We start from the raw sequence: 17,112 nt of genomic DNA on the forward strand, positions 1-17,112 counted from the left end.
TCTGCGCCGTCAGTCCCGGTAGTGGGGCTCCCGGGCGGTCGGTGCGAGCAGGACGCGGCGGACGCGGGACGCCCTGGTCCGCGCGTCCCGGCGCGCCCGGCGCAGCGCGCGCACGCGGGCGGCGACCTCGTCCGGCACGGTCACCGGTATTCGTTCTCTCGACAGGTCCTGGCTGAGCAACGTCATCTCGTTCTCCCCGGCCGCCCGGAGGCGCGGTCCCCGCGTGGGGACCACGCCTCCGGGGTCGATTCGGCTGAGCGTCGTGGACACCACCGCGCTCACACGGCCACTTCGTCGGGCCGCGGGTGCTTGCGCGGGCGGCCGCGCGGCCGCTTGCGCGGCACGATCACGCCGCGGACGAAGAGCTCGCCGCCCCAGACGCCCCAGGGCTCCTGGCGCTCGAGCGCGCCGGCGAGGCACTCCTTGCGGAGCGGGCACTCCAGGCACAGGGCCTTGGCGAGCTCGACATCGGCGGGAGCCTCGGCGAAGAACAGCTCCGGGTCGGTCCGGCACGGAAGCGTGAGGTCCTCCTCGCTGATCGCGAGGGCCCCCTGCATCACAGTCACCCTTGTTCCTCTCGTTGGATCTCAACGGGTGTGTCGGTGGGTTGTCTGGGCAAAGAAGAAGGCCGCGGATCCGGTGTCTGGATCCGCGGCCTGGGGGCTTGCCGGTAGTCGTGCTAGACCGGTCGCCTCCAGGGGTACGGACCCGACACGCCACCCTTGAGGGTGACGCCCACGTGGGCCGTGGCCGGAGCCGGGACGTTCGTGTCCTCGATGAGGTGTTCGGAGACACTCCGCCCCTGGTCGTCCTGGATCAGCTGCTCAAAGCGCAGATCCGCGCGCTGCCACTCGCGCAGTCGTCCGCCGGGCGCCTGGGCATAGGCGCCGGGCATGGCGACGCGGGACATGGACGCGCCGCGCACCGAGACACAAGGCATGGAGGCGCCAGGGACGGCAGCGGTCCAGGACGACGCGAGTTTCAGCAACGTGTTGCTCACCGGACTGCACACCACCTCTCTGGTTCCTCGGGCCGGGGCCGGCGGATCAAGATCCACACGGTCGGCCGGTTGATTGCTCGCGACGAGCGTACGGGGATCCCGCCGAATCTAGCAAGATATTTTTGACCTGCGGTTTTGTGGGTGAGTTCACCCTTTTCCCGGGAAACCCGCGCCGCCCCGCCCGCGTCGAAGCTCACGGGAGTCCCGTGAGGAACGATCTTCCCACGGGACGGCGCGCACCCCCGCCGGCGGCGGGGGCGCGGCGCTGCGAGGTCACCGTCACGCCCGGCCTGCTCCGCGTCCGCGGCGACCAGCTCGCCGGGCGCGCTGTCCTTGACCATGAACCCGGCGACCCCGGCCGCCATCGCGCGGCGCAGCGCCCCGACGCCGGTCAGGATCAGCGTGCGGCAGCCGGGCAGGTGCCGGGCCAGTTCCGCCGCCGCGCCGAGGCCGTCCAGGCGGGACAGCTCGATGTCGAGCACCGCGACGTCCGGCCGCTCGCGCAGCGCCGCGGCGACGATCGCGTCCCCGGCCCGACCTGCGCGACGACCCGGATGCCGTCCTCCCGGTCGAGGAGGTCGGCCAGCGCCTCCCGCAGGATCCGGACGTCCTCCGCCAGCAGAACCCTGATCAAGGGTCAGCGCTTGCGTTCGCCGTCGGAGACCCGGACCAGGCCCTCCTGCATGACCGAGACCACCAGTTCCCCCGACCGGGTGAACACCTGGCCGCGGGCGAGGCCGCGGGCGCCGCCGGCGAACGGCGTGTCCTGGTAGTACAGCAGCCAGTCGTCGGCGCGGAACGGCCGGTGGAACCACATCGCGTGGTCGAGGCTGGCGCCCATCGTCCGCTTGTCGCCCCAGGCCAGGCCGTGGTTGAGCAGGACGGTGTCGAGCAGCGTCATGTCGGACGCGTAGGTCATCAGGCAGACGTGCAGCAGCGGGTCGTCGGGCAGCTCGCCGTCCACCTTCAGCCACACCTTCGACTCGGGGGTGGCGAGCGCCGGGTCCTTGGCGGCCTCCCACGTCAGCGGCGTCGCGTGCCGGATGTCGAAGGGGCGCCGGGTGACGAACTCGCGCGCGCCGACCTCGCCGAAGATCGGCGTCAGCCGCTCCAGGCCGTCCGGCAGCGTCTCGGGGGCGGGCGCCTCCGGCATGGGGGCCTGGTGGAACGGGCCGTCCTCGGCGATCTGGAACGACGCCGACAGCGTGAAGATCGCCTTGCCGTGCTGGACGGCCATGACGCGCCGCGTCGTGAACGACCGCCCGTCCCGGACCCGGTCGACGGTGTAGACGATCGGGACGAGCGGGTCGCCGGGCCGGATGAAGTAGGCGTGCAGCGAGTGCACGGGCCGGTTCGCGGGGACGGTGCGCCCGGCGGCGACGAGCGCCTGCCCGGCCACCTGGCCTCCGAAGACGCGCTGCCGCCGCTCCTCGGGGCTGCGGCCGCGGAAGATGTCGTTCTCGATCTGTTCGAGGTCGAGCAGGTCCAGCAGGGCCTTCAGCGATTCCTTCACGGCGGCCAGTCTTCCGTATCGACCACTCTGACCGAGATCTCACCCCACAGGTTCAACAGCCCTGCCGCCCCTGGGGTCAGTATCCGCACAGGGTGAGGACGGCGTCGCCGTAGCGGTCGAGCTTGACCTTGCCGACGCCCGGGATGCGGGCGAGGTCCTCTCGGGACTCGGGGCCGTGCTCGGCGATCGCCTGGAGGGTGGCGTCGGTGAACACCACGTACGCGGGGATCTTCTGCTCGGCGGACACCTGGGCGCGCCAGTCCTTCAGCGCGATGAGGAGCTCCTCGTTCAGCTCGGACGGGCAGTCTTCGCAGCGGCCGAGCTTGCGCTCGACGGCGGCGGTCAGCGGGCGGCCGCAGACGCGGCACGGCTGCGGGCCCTTGGCGGGGCGCCGCTTGGCCCGGTCGGCGCGGGGCGGCGTGTGCGTGGTGGTCTTGCCGGTCAGGCCGTCCAGGAAGCGGGACGGACGGCGGTTCTGCGCCCCGCCGGGCGAGCGCGACAGCGCCCACGACAGCGCCAGGTGGACGCGCGCCCGCGTCACCCCCACGTACAGCAGGCGGCGCTCCTCCTCGATCTGCGCGGGGGTCTTGGCGTAGATGATCGGGAGGGTGCCCTCGGCCAGCCCGACGAGGAACACCGCGTCCCACTCCAGGCCCTTGGCGGCGTGCAGGGACGCCAGCGTGACGCCCTCCAGCGGCGGCGCGTGGCTCGCGGCGGCGCGCTCCTCCAGTTCGGCGACGAAGTCGGGGAGGCCGGCCTTCGGGTTGTCGGCGGCCATGTCCTCGGCGAGCTGGGCGAGCGCGGCGAGCGACTCCCAGCGCGCGCGGGCCGCCCCCGCGCCCTCCGGCGGCCGGTCGGAGAAGCCCGCCCCGGACAGCACGTGCCGGACGGTGTGGATCAGCCCCGTCCCGTCGTTCTCGGCGTCGGCGCCCGCCCGCGCCGCGCCGCGCAGCCGGACCACCGCCTCGCGCACCTCGGGCCGCTCGAAGAACCGCTCCGCGCCGCGCAGCACGTACGGGACGCCCGCCGCCGCCAGCGCCGACTCGTAGGTCTCCGACTGGGCGTTGATCCGGAACAGGATCGCGATCTCCCGTGCGGGGACGCCCTCGTCGATCAGCTTGCGGGCCTGCCGGGCGGCGTCGTCGGCCTCGGCGACCTCGTCGTCGTACTCGTTGAACACCGGCTCGGGGCCGTCCGCGCGCTGGGCCAGCAGCTCCAGCTCGTGCCGGGCGCCCCGCGCCTGCCCGATCACGCCGTTGGCCAGCCGGACGACCTGCGGCGTCGACCGGTAGTCGCGGACGAGCTTCACGACCTTCGCGCCGGGGTGCTCGCGCGTGAAGTCGAGCAGGTGGGACGGGGACGCGCCGGTGAAGGAGTAGATCGTCTGGTTCGGGTCGCCGACGACGCACAGGTCGTCGCGGTCGCCGAGCCAGGTGTCGAGCAGCATCTTCTGCAGCGGGTTGACGTCCTGGAACTCGTCGACCACGAAGTACCGGTACTGCTCGCGGACCTGGTTGGCGACCTCCCGGTGCTCGGTGAGGACGGCGGCGGTCAGCTCCAGCATCCCCTCGAAGTCGAGCAGGTTGCGCTCGCGCCTGAGCTGCTCGTACATCGCGTAGACGCGCGCCACGTCGACGATCTCGGCGGGCGGCCTCCGGTCGGCCTTGACGACGGCGGCCGGGTAGTCCTCGGGGCGGTGCTGGGTGACCTTCGCCCACTCGATCTCGCTCGCGAGGTCGCGCAGCTCGGTCCGCGCGAACGACAGCCCGCACGCGCGCGCCGCGTCCGCGACCAGCCCGATCTTCGAGTCGACGATCTTGGGCGGTTCGCCGCCGACGACGCGCGGCCAGAAGTAGCTGAGCTGCCGCAGCGCCGCCGCGTGGAACGTCCGGGCCTGCACGCCGGGCGCGCCGAGCTGCCGCAGCCGGCTGCGCAGCTCCCCCGCCGCCCGCGTGGTGAACGTCACGGCGAGGACCCGCTGCGGCGTGACGACGCCGGTGAGCGTCGCGTAGGCGATCCGATGCGTGATGGCCCTGGTCTTGCCCGTCCCGGCGCCCGCGAGCACGCACACCGGACCCTTCACCGCCTCGGCGACCGCCCGCTGTTCGGGGTCGAGTCCCTCCAGCACCGACTCAGCCAACATGCCCCCATACTCGCAGCCCGTCCCACCTGCCTCAGCCGATCCGCCACCTGTGGACAACCGCGTCCGGGCGGCGAAGGAATGCGCGGAGCGCGTCCACTGTTCTGCGGTAGGCACGGACCGTCCGAACGAACGAGGGAGACGACGAAGCGATGGCGACGCCTTCGACCGCCCATGGCCCCGGCCCGAGCGGTCAGCTCACCATGTACACGACGACCTGGTGCGGGTTCTGCCGCCGGCTGAAGAGCCAGCTCGCCCGGGACGGCATCGAGATGGTCGAGGTCGACATCGAGCGGAACCCGGAGGCCGCCGAGTTCGTGATGAGCGTCAACGGCGGAAATCAGACGGTCCCGACTGTTTTGTTCCCTGACGGGACGGCCGTGACCAACCCGAGCGCCAAGGAAGTCAAGCGCCGCCTGGCAGAGATCGCCAAGACGCACTGAGACCCGCATGAAGAAGGCCCGCCGACAACGGCCGGCGGGCCTTTCTCATCCCCGCGTGCGCGGGGAGCACCCGTCCGGCAAGACCATGGTCGGAACGGTTTGTGGACCATCCCCGCAGCGGTGGGGGACAGATCGCTCACTCTACGTGAGCAACACTTCAGAAGTCCGGCATCTTGGGGAGTTCGCCGCCGTACCAGCGCATGATGAGCTGCGCGGCGATGGACAGCGGGCCCGGCGCGACGATCTCGCCCGACTCGATGGCAGCGCGCAGGTCGTCGCGGGTGTACCAGGCGGCGTCCAGGATCTCCTCCGGGTCGGGGTTCAGCGGGACGTCGCCGTCCGCCCGCGCGGTGAAGCCGAGCATGAGGCTCTGCGGCAGCGGCCACGGCTGGCTGCCGAGGTAGTGGACGTCCCGGACGGCCAGCCCGACCTCCTCCTTCACCTCCCGCGCGACGGCCTGTTCGAGCGATTCGCCCGGTTCGACGAACCCGGCGAGGATCGAGCGGCGGTCGGCGGGCCACTGCGGGCCGCGGGCGAGCAGGACGCGGTCGGCCTCGTCGGTCACCAGCATGATCACGGCCGGGTCGACGCGCGGGAAGTGCTGCGAGCCGTCCCGCGGGCAGACGCGCACGTGCCCGGCGGACGACACCCGGGTCTCGGCGCCGCAGCGCGGGCAGTACCGGTTGGTGTTGTGCCAGTGCTCCAGCGCGACGGCGTGGGTGAGCAGCCCGGAGTCCCGGTCGCCGAGGAGGGCGCCGACGCGGCGCAGCCCGGCCGGCTCCGTCCCCTCGATGGCGGGCAGCTCACCGGACACGCCGAAGTAGACGGTGCCGTCGTCGTCGGCGCCGAGGAGCCAGCGCTCACCGTCCGGCGCCCGGTCCGGCGGGACCAGCAGCAGCGCGGGGCTGGGCTCGTAGGCCACCAGCGCCCGCCCGTCGCGCACGACGAGGACCCGGGTCTTCGGATCGTTCCAAGCGTCGTCCAGCCAGGCGTCGTCGGTGCGGTGCAGCGCGACCCGGTCGAGCGTTCCCCGCGAGAGCGCGAGCCATTCGAGGCTTTCCGTCACAAGTGCCCCCTCCCGGGTGTGTCAGCGCAGCGCGGTGGCGAGTTCTTCCCACAGGTACGCGGCCGCCTCGGCCCCCTTGAGCAGCAGCGGGATCTCGACCTTCTCGTTCGGGGCGTGGATGCGGTCCTCGTCCAGCCCGACCGCCACGAAGATCAGCGGGGCGTCCAGGATGTCGGCGAGGTCGGCCTCGGGGCCGCTGCCGCCCTCGCGGGTGAACAGCACCTCGGTGCCGAACGCCCGCTCCATCGCGCGCCGCGCGGCGGCGACGCCCGGCGAGTCGATCGGCGAGAAGCAGGGCCGGACGCCGCCCGCCGGGACGCGGACCTCGGCCGCCACGCCGGGCGGGGCGTGCTCGGCGACCCACGCCTCGAACGACTCCTGGACCTTCGCCGGGTCCTGGCCGGCGACGAGCCGGAACGAGATCTTCGCGTGCGCGTCGCGGGGGACGATCGTCTTGCCGCCGGGGCCGGTGTGCCCGCCCCACATGCCGTTGATCTCGGCGGTCGGGCGCGCCCAGACGCGTTCGAGGGTGGTGTAGCCCTTCTCGCCGTGCGCGGCGCGGCTGTCGCCGGCGGTGCGCAGCCACGCGTCCTCGTCGAAGGGGAGCCGCGCGAACAGCTCGCGCTCCTCGTCCGTCAGCGGGACGACGTCGTCGTAGAAGCCGGGCAGGGTGACGCGGCCGTCGGCGTCGTGCAGGGCGGCGAGCAGCGTCGCCATCGCCTGCAGCGGGTTCGGGACGGCGCCGCCGAACGAGCCGGAGTGCAGGTCGGTGGACGGCCCCCGCAGCGTGACCTCGACTTCGGTGAGGCCGCGCATCCCGGTGCACATGGACGGGACGTCCGCCGCCCACATGGTCGTGTCGCTGATGACGACGGCGTCGCAGGCGAGGCGGTCGCGGTGGGTGCGGAGCAGGTCGGCGAAGTGCACCGACCCCGACTCCTCCTCGCCCTCCACCAGCAGCTTGACGGTCACGGGCGGGGCCTGCCGCCCGGACGCGGCGAGCAGCGCGCGGATGCCGAGCGTGTGGAAGAAGACCTGGCCCTTGTCGTCGGACGCGCCGCGCCCGATGAGCCGGTCGCCCTTCTCCACGGGCGCGAACGGGTCGGTCTCCCACTCCTCCAGCGGCTCGACCGGCTGGACGTCGTGGTGGCCGTAGACGACGACGGTGGGCGCGTCCGGGTCCTCGGCGGGCCATTCGGCGAAGACGGCGGGCAGCCCGGCCGTCTCCCACGTCTCGACCGTCGGGAAGCCCTGCTTGCGCAGGTGGGCGGCGAGCCATTCGGCGGAGTCGCGGACGTCGGCGGCGTGGGCCGGATCGCCGGAGATGGACGGGATCGCCAGCCACTCCTTGAGGTCGGCGACGAACCGGTCCCGTTCAGCCTGGATGTACCCGACCACGTCGTTCACCCGCATGCCCCTTCGCATGTGTGTCTGTCGTACCGTTGCACCGGCTCCGCAGCCGTCACCGCCGCGAGCTTACATTGGTGTCAACGCAGGGTTAGGGGAAGCGGCTTGATCCTCATAGATCCCCCGTTGTGGCCCGCCCGCGGCCGGGTCTGGTCGCACATGGTGAGCGACGTGTCCTACGAGGAACTGCACGCGTTCGCAGCGGACCTGGGGATGCCTCCGAGGGCGTTCGAACGCGACCACTACGACGTGCCGTCCGAGCTGTACGAGGCGGCCGTGCTGCAAGGGGCTCAGGCGGTGGGGTGCCAGGAGTTGCTCTTGCGGCTCACCAAGGCGGGCCTGCGGCGGCGCAAGGAGTACCGGCCGCGCATCACGCACTGAGCGCTGACCGGGTGTCATCCACCGAGGAGCATCAGTTCCGTCCGGATGTTGTTGCGCGCGGGCTCTTCGAAGCGCTCGTGAGCGGCGGGCGTGTGGAAGAGCTTGGGGAGCGCCAGTAGGCCGTTGAGCACTTCGGCTCGTCCGGCACGGAAGAACTCGTCGGGGACGAACGCGTACTCCTCCCGGACGGCGGCGGCGTACGCGGCGTACGTGTCAGGGTCCGCGGCGAGGATGGCGAGGTCCGCGTCGCAGAGCACCTGGCCGTTGCGGTCGTCCTCGTCCGGTGCGTGCGTGGCCGTGAGTTCGACGAGCCGGACGACCTCCTGGACGCGCGCGGGCGCGAGGTCGGTGTCGGCGAGCATCCGGGCGGCGAGGCGGGCGCTGCGCTCCTCGTTGTCGGCGCGCTCGGGGTCGTAGACGGCGTCGTGGAACCAGGCGGCGAGCCGGACGGCGTCGGGGTCGGCGGCGTGCGCGGCGAACTCGTCCACCCGGTCGAGGACGGCGGTCAGGTGCGTCCGGGTGTGGTAGCGGCGATGCGGCTCGCCGTAGCGCTCGTCCAGCTCCGTCCCGATATGCCGGGTGTGAGGCCCCGCGAGCGCGACCCACCGGTCGACAAGATCCATGGCCCCATCCTGGCGGACGGCCGGCGGGCCGGGACACGCGGTGCCGCCGTTCTTGCGCGCGCCGAGCCGCCCCGCCACTATGGTGATCACTAAGAGTTAGGCAAGGCTTACCTCACTGCTGCTTACCTCACTACTGCCCGAGCTGGATGCCCGAGCTGGAAAGGCCGATCGTGGCCGCCTCTGTCCACCTGGTCGCCGGGAAGGCGACCGACTCGGTGACCTACGGGTTCCTGCCCGCCGCCGCGCGCCTGGGCCTCGACGTGACGCTGCTCACCGACCGTCCCGCCCTCTACCGGTCGGGCCCGCACGCGTTCGGCGGGCCGGTCGTCGAGTGCGACGTCTCCGACTTCCGGGACATCGTCGCCCACACGGCCGAGGGCGCGGTCGACGGTCCGCCCGCTGCAATCTTCTCCAACAGCGACTTCCTGCAGGCGCCCACCGCGCTGGCGGCGGGGTATTTCGGCCTCCCGGCCAAGGACTGGCGAGCGGCGACCCGTGCGAAGAACAAGGGCCTCATGCGCCGCCACCTCGCGGCCATCGACCCGGTCTTCTCGGCGGACGCACGCCGAGTACCAGCGGATGCGCCGTATCCGCTCGTCGTCAAGCCGCGTGAGGGCGTGGCAAGCGAGGACGTGTTCCTCGTCCATGACGCCGTGGAGCTGGCCGCCCGGGTCGGCGAGATCGCCGCTCGGCGGGACGATCCGCTAGTGGCCGAGGAGTACCTGCCAGGGCACCTGCACACGCTGGAGACACTCGGCGATGGGCGGGAGCTGCGCGTCCTGGGTTCGTTCCGTACGACGCTCTCGCCGCCGCCGTTCTTCGTGGAAGAGCGCCTTGAGTGGGCGGAGCCGCCCCCAGAGACCCCGCAGGTTCTACGCCAGCTGGAGGAGCTGGGGATCGGGTTCGGTGCGTGCCACACCGAGTTCGTCGTCCACGAGGGCCGCGCCCGCATCATCGAGGTCAATTACCGGTTGATCGGCGACCACTGCGACTTCCTCTTGGCCGACCTCCTCGGCGTCCCGCTCTTCGAGCAGATCCTCAAGGTGCACCTAGGCGAACCGTTGCCGGGCGTGCGGGTGCCGCAGCCGCGGCACGCGATCGCCGAGCCGGTCATCGCCGACCGCTCCGGCACGCTCACCTCGGCCCCCGGCCCACTGCGGCTGGACGACGGCCCGGTGCAGCTCTTCTACCGTCCACAGCGCGCGGTCGGCGATGCGGTAGCCATCACCCGCACCAACCGCGACTACCTCGGCACCGTGCGCGCGATAGGCCCCGGCCCGGACGAGGTGAACGCCGCCCTCGCCCGCTTCCGCGCCGCGCACTCCTGGACCATCACGTGACGGGCGATGCCGAGGGCCGGCTGGCGGCCCGTGTCCTGGACGCGCTGCTACGCGAGGACTACGGGGGCATACGGCGCTTCATCCGGGACGGCTCGTTAGACCTCCCTGGCCTTTCGGTGCGCCTTCTACCGGCACGCCCCGTGTTCCTCTCCGAACTTGTCGTCGCTCCTGACCAGGACCTCAAGCTGAGCGACGTCTTCCAGGTCGTCCGCACCGTGGCCGATCCCCGCGACGACACGGCGGCCTTCGAACGCGAATGCCTGGACGCGCTGGCGACCGCGAAACTCCACGACGACGCGCGGCCGGCCGTGCAGCGGCGGCTGGCGCGCATCCCGGACGGGCTGCGGACCGGCTCCGGGACGTTCTACGAGACGCTGGCGGCCTACAACGGCCATCCGGTGCACCCGGCGGGGCTCGGCCGCGCCGGGCTGTCCATGGCCGACCTGAGCCGCTACGCGCCCGAGTTCGCACCGTCGTTCCCGCTGCGGTGGGCGTCGGTCCGGAGGCCGGAGCTCACCGGCACGCTGCCGGAGTGGTGGCCCGTCCCGTCCGATGTGGGGTCGGACGCGGCGGGCGCGCTGTTCCCCGTCCACCCGCTGGCCGTGCCGCACGTGCAGAGGCAACCGGGCGCGGTGGTGGCCCGGGAACCGTTCCTCCTGGCCGGCCCGACGCTGTCGATGCGCACCGTGGCCGTCCTGAACGGCGACGCGCCGCTCGTCCACGTGAAGATGCCGCTGCCGACCAGCACGCTCGGGCTCCGCAACCGGCGCACCATCATGCCCGGCACACTTCCGGACGGCGCACTGGTCGAACGCATCCTGCGCCAGGTGCTCCAGCGGGAACCGGGACTTCCCGTTCTTCTCGCCGATGAGCAGACCTACGGCCATGCCAACGACCCGCTCCTCGCCTACTTGGTGCGGCGCTTCCCACCGGAGACGGCGCGCGCGCACATCGTCCCGGTGGCGGCGCTGCTCGCGGAGGCTCCCGGCGGAGGCCACGTCATCGAACGCTGGGGCGTCGAAGACCTCTTCAGCACCTACCTGTCGGCATTGTTCGCCTGGAACGTCACGCTGTTCCGCTACGGCATCGCGCTAGAGGCGCATCAGCAGAACGTCGCCCTCGTCTTGGACGACACGTCCCCGCTCCGTCTCCTCATCAAGGACAACGACGGCGCCTTGATACTGGCCTCGCGACTCAGGGAGCACATCACGCCGTCCCCGGGCACGGACCCGCGCGACCTCGTCGACCGCCGCATGACGACCGACGACCCGGACGCCCTGGCCCGCGTGTTCGTCACCATCACGCTGCACCTGTGCGCCGCCGCGATCGCCGCCGGCCTGGCGGAGCGCCGTCTGCTCCCCTGGCGCACCGGGCGCGCGATGATCCGCGAGCGGCTCGACGGCGCGCTCGGCCCGGACGACGCGTTCCTGCGCTCCCGCACCCTCGACGCCGACACGCTGCCGGGCAAGGCCATGGTCACCGCCGGAACCCTCGTCGACAAGGCGAGGACGGGCGCGGCCGACATCAACAAGCACTACGGCCCGCCAGGGCCCAACTACCTACGGGACGCGACGTGCTGCTAACAGAACTGTCCGGATCGGCCGTCACGGCCGGCGACGCCACCGCGACCGCGCTGCTCAACTGCCTCATCCGCGAGGTCTGCGCGCCCGAGCAGCAGGTGTGGCCGGACGGTGCCCGCCTCGTCGCGCGCCTCCCCCGCGCGGGCGTCGTCCTGCGCACCGGCCTGGCCCGTCCCCCGGTCGGCCCCACCTACCGCCTGGCGCCGCCCTACGAGGAGCGGCGCGAGGACGCGTGGATCCCTGCCTCCTGGGACAGGCTGGCGAACCTGCTCGCAGGTGAACTGGAACTGGCGACCGGCCGCCCCAATCCCGAGTTCCTCACCCAGGTGGAGGACAGCCACGCGGCCCTGGCGGCCATCCTCGCCACACGAGGTGAACCCTCGGGCGACCGGTACATAGCCTCAGAACAGGCTCTTGTGGCGGGTCACCGGTTTCACCCGTCCCCGAAGTCGCGCCAGGGAACGCCTAGTGACTGGCTCCAGTACGCGCCCGAGACGAGGGCTCGTTTCCGCCCGCACTGGCTGGCCGTCCCCGAGGACCTCGTCGCGGAAGAAGGCGACCCGGACGCGTTCACAGCCCTGTCGTCCTACGGCCCCACCGCCCCTCCCGGACGAAAACTGCTCCCCGTCCACCCGTGGCAGTTCTCCCTACTCGCGGACAACCCCGTCCTACGGAAGGCCCTGGCCGAAGGGCTCCTCCTTGACCTCGGCCCGTCCGACCTGGAGGCGGTCCCGACCTCCTCCGTCCGGACCGCCTACCTGCCGGACGCCGACGTGTTCTGCAAGTTCAGCCTGGACGTGCGCATCACCAACTGCGTGCGCAAGAACGCCTGGTACGAACTGACCGGGGCGATGGCCCTCAACGAGTTGGTGCCGCCCGTCTTCGGCAAGCTGAACTCGACGCTTCTCTCCGAGCCCGCCTACCGCAGCGTCGCGCTCCCCGACCGCCGCCTCTACGAAGGCTTCGGAGTGATCCTGCGCGAAGGCGTCACCTCTCTTCCCGGCACCCCACTGCTGGCAGGCGCCCTAACCGACCCCTACAGCACGTTCCTCGCGGACCTGCCCGCCCTGGAAACCCCGGAGAGCGCCCGAGCATGGTGGGACGCCTACGTGGCCCAAGTAGCACCGCCCGTCCTTCGCGCCTACCTGGACCACGGCATCGTCCTGGAACCGCACTTGCAGAACGTGCTCGTCTGCGTCGACTCGACCGGCATGCCGATCCACGCGGCGTTCCGCGACCTGGAGGGGACCAAACTGACCGCCGGCCGCTGGGACTTGACGCACCTCCCGTCCCGCGTGGCCGAAAGCCTCACCTACGCACCCGACCGAGGCTGGAACCGCGTCGTCTACTGCCTCCTGGTCAACCACCTCACCGAAATCGCCGCCGCAGTAGCCGACCTCCACCCGCATCTGGAACAAAGGCTCTGGCTGGACGCGAGAAAGCACTTCGCGGCCCACGACCATCACCCCCAGGTCAGAGCCCTCCTGGCCGGCGTGCCATTGCCAGCCAAGGCGAACCTCCGCACCCGCTGGTCCCGCACGGCCGACCGAGGCGCCACCTACGTCCCCGCCCCGAACCCCCTGGCAGCCCGACCGCTATGAACGAACTCGCCCTGAACCTCGGCAGTTACCCGGCCTACATCTACGACCTGCCGGGCCTGGAAGACCACGTAAGAACAATCCGCGGGACCCTCGGCTCCACGGAACTGTTCTACGCCGCCAAGGCGAACCCGGACGCCGAGATCCTCCGCACCCTCGCACCCCACGTGGACGGCATCGAGGTGTCATCGGGCGGTGAACTGACCCACGTCCGCGAAACCACCCCCGGCAAACCCCTCGCCTTCGGCGGACCAGGCAAGACACCCGAAGAACTGCGCCTAGCCCTGGCCGCCGACCGGATCCACGTAGAAAGCCCCAACGAGCTGAGAAACCTGGCCGAACTCGGCCCCGCCGAGATCCTCCTCCGCGCGAACCTCCCCCTGGACACCCAGAACGCCGCCCTGACCATGAGCGGCCCCTTCGGCATGGACGAGGACGCCCTCAACGAATGCGCCCGCCTCCTGGCCGACCACCCCGATCTGACCCTCCGCGGCATCCACGCCCACCTGGCCTCCGGCCTGGACGCCCCCGCCATGCTCGACCTCGCGCGCCACATAGCCGAATGGGCACTCCCCTGGCTGAAAGCCCAAGGGGTGGACGACCCGGAACTCAACGTGGGCGGCGGAATGGCCGCCGACTACACGTCCCCCGAAACCCGCTTCGACTGGCACACCTACGCACAGGGTCTCGCCTCCCTCCCCGCCCGGATCCGCATAGAACCGGGCCGGGCCATATCCGCCTACCACGGCTGGTACGTGACCGACGTCCTCGACACGAAAACGACCCGAGGCGAGACCTACGTCATTCTTCGGGGCGGCACCCACCACCTGAGAACCCCGGTGACGAAAGGCCACAACCAGCCCTTCAAGGTCCTCACGGCGACCGGCCCGACGAGCCCCGCCACCCTGGTAGGCCAGTTGTGCACCCCGAAGGACGTCTTCGCCCGCAACGTCCCCGTCCCGCCCCTCGCCCCCGGCGACGTGATCGCCTTCACCATGGCCGGCGCCTACGCCTGGAACATCTCCCACCACGACTTCCTCATGCACCCCAAACCAACCTTCCACTACCTGCGCTGACCACGCCGAACCGACGACGGCGGCGTAGGTCAGAGTCCTGCTGCCCCCGAGTGGATGATGGACACGATCTGAAGCGCCGCGTCCGCGAGCACACGATCTCCCGTGATCAGAGCCCGCTCCCCAGCCGCATCCGGCGCAATGCCGCGCGTGCACAAACGCCAAGCGGTGTCGGCATCAAGCTCGATCAATGCGTCAGGCCGAGATTCCATCCCCCGCCGCAGAGACCACCGCTCCTCGCCACGCCGACAGACCCAGCCACCGAAGCCGGAGACGACCACCTGAACAACGGCGCCCTCACCCGCCGACGCATCGCGCATCGTATGCGGCAGCGCCCTCATGAACGTGTCGAGGACGGGCCCGAGATATCGCGGATCGGTGAGCCCAGGGCGTCCGGTCGCCTCACAGATCTGCTGATGATGCGTCCAGTACTCGGTGAAGTCACGCGCGGCGTCCAACCAGACGGGATGCGCCTCCGGACCGGCCCATCTGACAGAACCGCCCAAGGCCTCAAGATCGACGCCCTGCCAGAACTCGACGACCTGATCCCCGACCTCCGCCAGCAGCCCGACGAGCAGCGCCGGGCTGATACGCCGCGCAGCGGTGACCCACTCGTCGTTGATGCGGTCGAGAAACCGAGGGAACGGCTCGTCGCCAAGGGGGCCGAGGGCGGTGAACCCGTCCCGGTGCCTGGACAGCCGACCGACATGGTCACCGAGCACGTGCGCGGCGACGTCCTTGACGCTCCATCCCGGGCAGACGGTGGCCCGCTCCCACTCATCGGCGTCCAAGCCGCCCAGCACGTCGATGAAGGCGGCCTGCTGCTCGGCGAACAACGGCCGCACGTCGATCATCGGGCCCAGATGCGACGCCCGCCCATCCCCGCCGGTCATCGGCCCACGATACGACCGTCAACGGCCGACCGATGAGTTCACGCGGTCAAGGTGGTCACACCCGTCAGGGCGGGCATCGCTCCACGAGAACTCTGGCGGGAGGGCCATGCGTGAACTGAGAGTCGACGTGTTCAGCACCGTCGACGGATACGGAGGCGGCGGACCCCGTCCAGCGGCGTACTGGGGTTACGACGGGCCGGGGCTGTACGACTGGATCAACGCCCAACTCGCCGAAGACCACGTCATGCTCATGGGCGCGACGACGTACCGGGAGATGTCGGAGATCGTCGCCACGGGCGACGACCCGTCCTTCACACGGATGGCCGAGCTTCCCAAAGTCGTATTCTCCAAGACTCTCCGGCCTCCGCTGACATGGCCGAACACCACGCTCATCGATGAGCCGATCGAGACGGCCATACCCGCGCTGAAGGCCATGGCGGACGGCCTGCCCATGCGCACCATCGGCAGCGCGTCCTTGGTCCGCAGCCTGTTCCAGCACGATCTCGTCGACCGGGTCCGCGTGATGGTCTTCCCGATGATCCACGGCGTGGCGGGCGAGGGCCCCGTCTTCACCGAACTCCCGCCCTGCGAGCTGCACCTCACCGGCACCACTGTGCTCGACGACCGCCTGGTACTCCTCGACTACCAGGTCAACGACTCAACTCAACTCCGAAAGTAGCCCAACGCCGCCGCCCGTCACCGTCCAAGACCCCATCCCAGACCGCACGCAAAGCGCTGGACGCTAGCCGCGAACTGCGCGCCGGGTCCGACCACAACGCCCCTCCACGTCATGGCCTCTGCGTTCTGCGCCCTACCGGGGTCCCTAGTGCGGTGTCCACGAACGCCGACCGGGTCGCCACCACGTTGATCTGCGGCGTGTTGTTGCTTTCGACGCGCTCATAACAACAACACGCCGCAGGTCAACGCACCCGGTGAACGGACACCGCACTAGCGCCTGTCTTTACCCGGGCCACCCGCTCAGGACGGTCGGTGGGGCAGATCACCGTTCGATGCTGAACGTGACCTTGTGGAAGGTGACCACCAGCACCCGTCGCGGGACTTGCCCGAACGGTATGGCAAGTGGAAGACCAAGATCCACTTGACGGTCGACTGACTTAGATCAGGCCTACAGTTCGGCCGCGATCGGCCGGTCACTGCGGGACCGAGAATCGCCGCAACCATCCCCGAACGCGGCGGCCAGAAGGCTGGACGCGTTTGCTGCGGCTGGTACGGCGGAGCCCCACCGGCCTTCGGGCCTGGCCACGGGCAAGCGCCGCAACGTGATCGAACGCTGCATCAGACGTCACAAGCAATGGCGCGGCATCGCCACCTGCTACGACACATTGACCGGCAACTGGTGGGCAGCGGTCGGCCTACATGATCCGCCGGACGTGCTAGGGCTGTGGGGTGCCTTGCCAGCGCCAGGAGGTGAGGCGGGGCCGTCCGGGGAGGTCTGCGCGGCCGGTGGACCACAGCAGTGTTCGCCAGGGCTCAGTGTCTTGCGGCGCGTCGGGGAACAGGCGGTGGAGTACGCGGCGGCACAGGTGAGCGGGTGGCTCCCATGGGAGGCCCAGGCCGTCTGCCAGGTCGTGGGTGTGGACGAGAGTTTCCACGATTCCCATGGCGGCGAAGCCCTCAGCGTCCGACGCGCCGAACGCGTGATGGGCGCGGACGTGCGGGGGGACGGTGCGCACCATGGCGGTCAGGAGTCCGCCGCAGGCTTCAAGGACTTGCAGCAGCCCTGCGGGTCCGGCATCCCGGTTCGCATGGACGGCGTTCGCCGGGCCACCCGGTCGCAGGCTTTGCCACACGAACGGCACTTCGCCGTCCATCGGTGGCGTCTTCGGCCCCAGTTGGGCGGCGTAGGCGAACAGGTCGTCGGCGAGATGCTCGACGGTCTCCCAGCAGTCCCATTCGAGTGATCCGGCCTTGGCGTCCCAGGCGTCCGGCGGTGCTTCTCGGAGGGTGGAAACGGCGAGCCGAACAGCCAGTTCGAGGTCTTCGGCGGTCACGGCGGCTGGTGAGGTCGGCATGCCTAGACGCTATCCAAGCGGT

The 17,112-nt window shown here is 70.9% G+C and carries 18 protein-coding genes; 7 read left to right on the plus strand and 11 right to left on the minus strand.

Annotation, left to right across the window (positions count from 1 at the left end):
- Window positions 1-9: 9 nt before the first annotated feature.
- The 6 genes from ABFX46_RS04435 to ABFX46_RS04460 form a co-directional block, all read right to left on the minus strand.
- Window positions 10-186 (minus strand): hypothetical protein, encoded by a 177-nt coding sequence (locus tag ABFX46_RS04435; RefSeq protein ID WP_346040045.1) that lies wholly within the window; start codon window positions 184-186, stop codon window positions 10-12.
- Window positions 187-278: 92 nt separating this feature from the next.
- The gene (locus tag ABFX46_RS04440) at window positions 279-557 is read right to left on the minus strand and encodes a WhiB family transcriptional regulator (RefSeq protein ID WP_163059123.1); all 279 of its coding nucleotides are present in this window, start codon (window positions 555-557) and stop codon (window positions 279-281) included.
- A 122-nt stretch (window positions 558-679) separates the two neighbouring features.
- Window positions 680-1,000, minus strand: coding sequence for a hypothetical protein (locus ABFX46_RS04445; RefSeq protein ID WP_346040046.1), 321 nt, complete (start codon window positions 998-1,000; stop codon window positions 680-682).
- A complete protein-coding gene (locus ABFX46_RS04450) occupies window positions 997-1,482 on the minus strand; it encodes a response regulator (protein WP_346040047.1) in 486 nt (161 codons plus the stop codon). The genes ABFX46_RS04445 and ABFX46_RS04450 overlap by 4 nt, the downstream gene beginning before the upstream one ends.
- A gap of 155 nt (window positions 1,483-1,637) precedes the next feature.
- The gene (gene tesB, locus ABFX46_RS04455; protein ID WP_346040048.1) at window positions 1,638-2,513 is read right to left on the minus strand and encodes an acyl-CoA thioesterase II; all 876 of its coding nucleotides are present in this window, start codon (window positions 2,511-2,513) and stop codon (window positions 1,638-1,640) included.
- A 76-nt stretch (window positions 2,514-2,589) separates the two neighbouring features.
- Complete coding sequence (locus tag ABFX46_RS04460; protein WP_346040049.1) at window positions 2,590-4,656, minus strand: ATP-dependent DNA helicase UvrD2; 2,067 nt, start codon at window positions 4,654-4,656, stop codon at window positions 2,590-2,592.
- A 149-nt stretch (window positions 4,657-4,805) separates the two neighbouring features.
- Between ABFX46_RS04460 and ABFX46_RS04465 the strand changes: the two genes are divergently transcribed.
- Complete coding sequence (locus tag ABFX46_RS04465) at window positions 4,806-5,096, plus strand: mycoredoxin (RefSeq protein WP_131940559.1); 291 nt, start codon at window positions 4,806-4,808, stop codon at window positions 5,094-5,096.
- 157 nt (window positions 5,097-5,253) lie between these two features.
- On the opposite strand, the gene nudC is transcribed toward ABFX46_RS04465, so the two are convergent.
- Both nudC and ABFX46_RS04475 read right to left on the minus strand, forming a co-directional pair.
- Window positions 5,254-6,162, minus strand: a complete 909-nt coding sequence (gene nudC, locus ABFX46_RS04470) for an NAD(+) diphosphatase (protein ID WP_346040050.1) — start codon at window positions 6,160-6,162, stop codon at window positions 5,254-5,256.
- 21 nt (window positions 6,163-6,183) lie between these two features.
- Complete coding sequence (locus tag ABFX46_RS04475; RefSeq protein ID WP_346040051.1) at window positions 6,184-7,569, minus strand: dipeptidase; 1,386 nt, start codon at window positions 7,567-7,569, stop codon at window positions 6,184-6,186.
- Window positions 7,570-7,587: 18 nt separating this feature from the next.
- On the opposite strand from ABFX46_RS04475, the gene ABFX46_RS04480 reads away from it, so the two are divergent.
- Window positions 7,588-7,950 (plus strand): DUF4031 domain-containing protein, encoded by a 363-nt coding sequence (locus ABFX46_RS04480; RefSeq protein ID WP_346040052.1) that lies wholly within the window; start codon window positions 7,588-7,590, stop codon window positions 7,948-7,950.
- A 14-nt stretch (window positions 7,951-7,964) separates the two neighbouring features.
- Here the strand turns inward: ABFX46_RS04480 and ABFX46_RS04485 are convergent, their stop codons facing one another.
- Window positions 7,965-8,573, minus strand: a complete 609-nt coding sequence (locus tag ABFX46_RS04485) for an HD domain-containing protein (protein ID WP_346040053.1) — start codon at window positions 8,571-8,573, stop codon at window positions 7,965-7,967.
- 170 nt (window positions 8,574-8,743) lie between these two features.
- Here ABFX46_RS04485 and ABFX46_RS04490 point away from each other — a divergent pair, with 170 nt between their 5' ends.
- Genes ABFX46_RS04490 through ABFX46_RS04505 form a run of 4 tightly spaced genes read left to right on the plus strand, consistent with a single transcriptional unit; the run spans window position 8,744 to window position 14,167 of the window.
- Window positions 8,744-9,913, plus strand: a complete 1,170-nt coding sequence (locus tag ABFX46_RS04490; RefSeq protein WP_346040054.1) for a siderophore biosynthesis protein — start codon at window positions 8,744-8,746, stop codon at window positions 9,911-9,913.
- Complete coding sequence (locus tag ABFX46_RS04495) at window positions 9,910-11,496, plus strand: IucA/IucC family protein (RefSeq protein ID WP_346040055.1); 1,587 nt, start codon at window positions 9,910-9,912, stop codon at window positions 11,494-11,496. Before ABFX46_RS04490 ends, ABFX46_RS04495 begins: the two co-directional genes overlap by 4 nt.
- On the plus strand, window positions 11,487-13,094 hold the full coding sequence (locus ABFX46_RS04500) for an IucA/IucC family protein (RefSeq protein ID WP_346040056.1): 1,608 nt from the start codon (window positions 11,487-11,489) through the stop codon (window positions 13,092-13,094). The genes ABFX46_RS04495 and ABFX46_RS04500 overlap by 10 nt, the downstream gene beginning before the upstream one ends.
- Window positions 13,091-14,167: a type III PLP-dependent enzyme gene (locus ABFX46_RS04505; RefSeq protein WP_346040057.1), complete on the plus strand. Its 1,077-nt coding sequence runs from the start codon at window positions 13,091-13,093 to the stop codon at window positions 14,165-14,167. Before ABFX46_RS04500 ends, ABFX46_RS04505 begins: the two co-directional genes overlap by 4 nt.
- Before the next feature lie 29 nt (window positions 14,168-14,196).
- On the opposite strand, the gene ABFX46_RS04510 is transcribed toward ABFX46_RS04505, so the two are convergent.
- Window positions 14,197-15,057: a maleylpyruvate isomerase family mycothiol-dependent enzyme gene (locus ABFX46_RS04510; RefSeq protein ID WP_346040058.1), complete on the minus strand. Its 861-nt coding sequence runs from the start codon at window positions 15,055-15,057 to the stop codon at window positions 14,197-14,199.
- A gap of 106 nt (window positions 15,058-15,163) precedes the next feature.
- Here ABFX46_RS04510 and ABFX46_RS04515 point away from each other — a divergent pair, with 106 nt between their 5' ends.
- Complete coding sequence (locus ABFX46_RS04515; RefSeq protein WP_346040059.1) at window positions 15,164-15,736, plus strand: dihydrofolate reductase family protein; 573 nt, start codon at window positions 15,164-15,166, stop codon at window positions 15,734-15,736.
- Window positions 15,737-16,451: 715 nt separating this feature from the next.
- On the opposite strand, the gene ABFX46_RS04520 is transcribed toward ABFX46_RS04515, so the two are convergent.
- Complete coding sequence (locus ABFX46_RS04520; protein ID WP_346040060.1) at window positions 16,452-17,090, minus strand: maleylpyruvate isomerase N-terminal domain-containing protein; 639 nt, start codon at window positions 17,088-17,090, stop codon at window positions 16,452-16,454.
- Window positions 17,091-17,112: the final 22 nt, after the last annotated feature.

This window comes from Actinomadura chokoriensis (assembly GCF_039529475.1).
In the GTDB taxonomy this organism is placed as follows: Bacteria; Actinomycetota; Actinomycetes; order Streptosporangiales; family Streptosporangiaceae; genus Spirillospora; species Spirillospora bangladeshensis.

What these genes read in the sequence shown, in the direction of transcription:
- ABFX46_RS04485 (WP_346040053.1), bottom strand. Translation starts at nt 8,573, where the DNA reads ATGGATCTTGTCGACCGGTGGGTCGCGCTCGCGGGGCCTCACACCCGG.
- ABFX46_RS04440 (WP_163059123.1), bottom strand. Translation starts at nt 557, where the DNA reads ATGCAGGGGGCCCTCGCGATCAGCGAGGAGGACCTCACGCTTCCGTGC.
- ABFX46_RS04515 (WP_346040059.1), top strand. Translation starts at nt 15,164, where the DNA reads ATGCGTGAACTGAGAGTCGACGTGTTCAGCACCGTCGACGGATACGGA.
- ABFX46_RS04505 (WP_346040057.1), top strand. Translation starts at nt 13,091, where the DNA reads ATGAACGAACTCGCCCTGAACCTCGGCAGTTACCCGGCCTACATCTAC.
- ABFX46_RS04510 (WP_346040058.1), bottom strand. Translation starts at nt 15,057, where the DNA reads ATGACCGGCGGGGATGGGCGGGCGTCGCATCTGGGCCCGATGATCGAC.
- ABFX46_RS04435 (WP_346040045.1), bottom strand. Translation starts at nt 186, where the DNA reads ATGACGTTGCTCAGCCAGGACCTGTCGAGAGAACGAATACCGGTGACC.
- ABFX46_RS04465 (WP_131940559.1), top strand. Translation starts at nt 4,806, where the DNA reads ATGGCGACGCCTTCGACCGCCCATGGCCCCGGCCCGAGCGGTCAGCTC.
- ABFX46_RS04460 (WP_346040049.1), bottom strand. Translation starts at nt 4,656, where the DNA reads ATGTTGGCTGAGTCGGTGCTGGAGGGACTCGACCCCGAACAGCGGGCG.
- ABFX46_RS04520 (WP_346040060.1), bottom strand. Translation starts at nt 17,090, where the DNA reads ATGCCGACCTCACCAGCCGCCGTGACCGCCGAAGACCTCGAACTGGCT.